The sequence below is a fragment of the Endozoicomonas sp. SESOKO2 genome, from assembly GCF_024606245.1.
GTDB lineage: Bacteria > Pseudomonadota > Gammaproteobacteria > Pseudomonadales > Endozoicomonadaceae > Endozoicomonas_A.
Genome location: NZ_JAHHPQ010000727.1, coordinates 1 through 2,013 on the forward strand (window position 1 = coordinate 1; position 2,013 = coordinate 2,013).

The following is a 2,013-nucleotide window of genomic DNA, read 5'->3' on the forward strand; positions in this document are numbered from 1 at the left end:
CCTATGCACGGCCGTGCCAGAGCCGGAGTAGGTTACCTGCCACAGGAAGTGTCTATTTTCAGGAAATTGACGGTCACCGACAACCTGCTTTCCATACTGGAAACCCGTTCCGACCTCTCCAGAAAAGATCGCATGGCAAAAATGGAGTCATTACTGGAAGAGTTCAATATCAATCATATCAGGGACAATCCCGGTATGAGTCTTTCTGGTGGCGAAAAACGCAGGGTAGAAATTGCCCGCGCCCTTTGCACTGACCCAAAATTTATTCTGCTTGATGAACCCTTTGCCGGTGTCGACCCCATTTCTGTTGGCGATATCAAGGCGATAATCACTCACTTGAAAGCCCGGGACATCGGAGTCCTGATCACCGATCACAATGTACGGGAAACGCTGGATATCTGCGAGAAGGCCTATATTGTCAGTGAAGGCACTATTATTGCTGAAGGTAATAGTCAGGCCGTCCTGGCTAACCAAAGGGTTCGTGACGTCTATCTCGGACATCAGTTTAGTCTCTGATCATCTCTGGGAGGGTGTCGTCAAAGTAGCGAGCAAAGCTGTTGACCTGGTCTGTTTTCAAACTTTTGTTCTCAGTGTTTCATGGCTGTCGTGATGAATCCACTTTCCCGAAGCTTCAGATGTGATTATAATCGCGAGACATGGAGAGTAGCCCAATCAAAATAATGAGCACGCACTGAGAAATAACTGTCAGGGGCTGATGGCATTAAATCCGCCCCCTCAGTGCAGACCCCGAAGTAAAGGTATACCGTTGCCCTATGAAGCCATCCTTACAGCTAAAAATGGGCCAGCAGCTGACCATGACACCTCAGCTGCAACAGGCCATAAGGCTTCTACAACTTTCCACTCTGGATCTTCAGCAGGAAATCCAGGAAGCTCTTGAATCCAACCCGATGTTGGAGTCTGAAGAGTCTGTCGAAGAACCATCTGTATCCCTCGATGAAGGGGAGCAGCCTGTTGACTTCAGTGAAAAAGCGGAGCAGCCTCCTGAACCGGAAGAGCCTGAGTGGGCCGATAGCATTCCCAATGACCTGCCCGTTGACTCCGGATGGGATGATATCTACTCCAGCCTGCCCGCCTCAGTAGATGAAGAACATGACCCTTTTGCTCGCTCCCGCGCTGCTGAGTCCCTTCAGGACTATCTGGAATGGCAGTTAAACCTGACTCCCATGACAGATAGAGACAGGCTAATGGGCCTGGCTGTGATAGAAGCCACTAACAATGATGGCTACCTGACCCACCCCCTGCAAGATATTTATCTGTCACTGCAGGAGCAGATAGAGGAACTCGCGTTTGAAGAATTGCAGGTCATGCAACGACGGATTCTTCACTTTGACCCGGTGGGTTGCGCCAGTGCCAATCTGAAAGAATGCCTCGAAGTTCAACTCAATCAACTGCCAAAAGAAACCCACTTCCTCAGAGAAGCACGCCTTCTGATCCAGAATCATCTACCGGCACTGGGTAGTCGTGACTACGCTCAGATCATGCGGCGTACCCGCCTCAAAGAACATCAACTCAGAGAAGCCCTTCATCTGGTTCAGAGCCTCAATCCCAGACCCGGAGCCGAAATCGGTCAGGCACAGACAGAATACGTCACCCCTGATATTTCAGTCACCAAAATCAAGGACCGCTGGGCGGTTGAGCTGAACTCAGAGTCCCTGCCCAGGCTTCGCATCAACAACAATTACGCCTCAATGGTACAGCGTGCCAATAACAGTCGTGACAATGTATTTATGAAGAACCAGCTGCAGGAAGCCCGCTGGTTTCTGAAAAACCTCCAGAGTCGTAACGAAACCCTGCTAAAAGTTGCCGGCAAGATTGTTGAATTTCAGAAAGAGTTTCTGGAGCTGGGTGAACAGGCTATGAAGCCTCTGGTGTTGGCCGACATCGCTCAGGCGGTGGATATGCACGAATCCACCATTTCCAGGGTCACTACCCAGAAATATATGCACACCCCAAGAGGCGTGTTTGAACTGAAATATCAGGGGTGACGTATTC

At 50.1% G+C, this 2,013-nt stretch carries 2 protein-coding genes; both read left to right on the top strand.

Going from position 1 to position 2,013, the window contains the following annotated elements:
* Window positions 1-516 (top strand): LPS export ABC transporter ATP-binding protein (lptB, locus tag KDK17_RS17350; protein WP_257288664.1); only part of this gene is annotated, 516 nt, incomplete at its 5' end.
* Window positions 517-773: 257 nt separating this feature from the next.
* Window positions 774-2,006, top strand: a complete 1,233-nt coding sequence (locus tag KDK17_RS17355) for an RNA polymerase factor sigma-54 (protein WP_257288665.1) — start codon at window positions 774-776, stop codon at window positions 2,004-2,006.
* Window positions 2,007-2,013 lie beyond the last annotated feature (7 nt).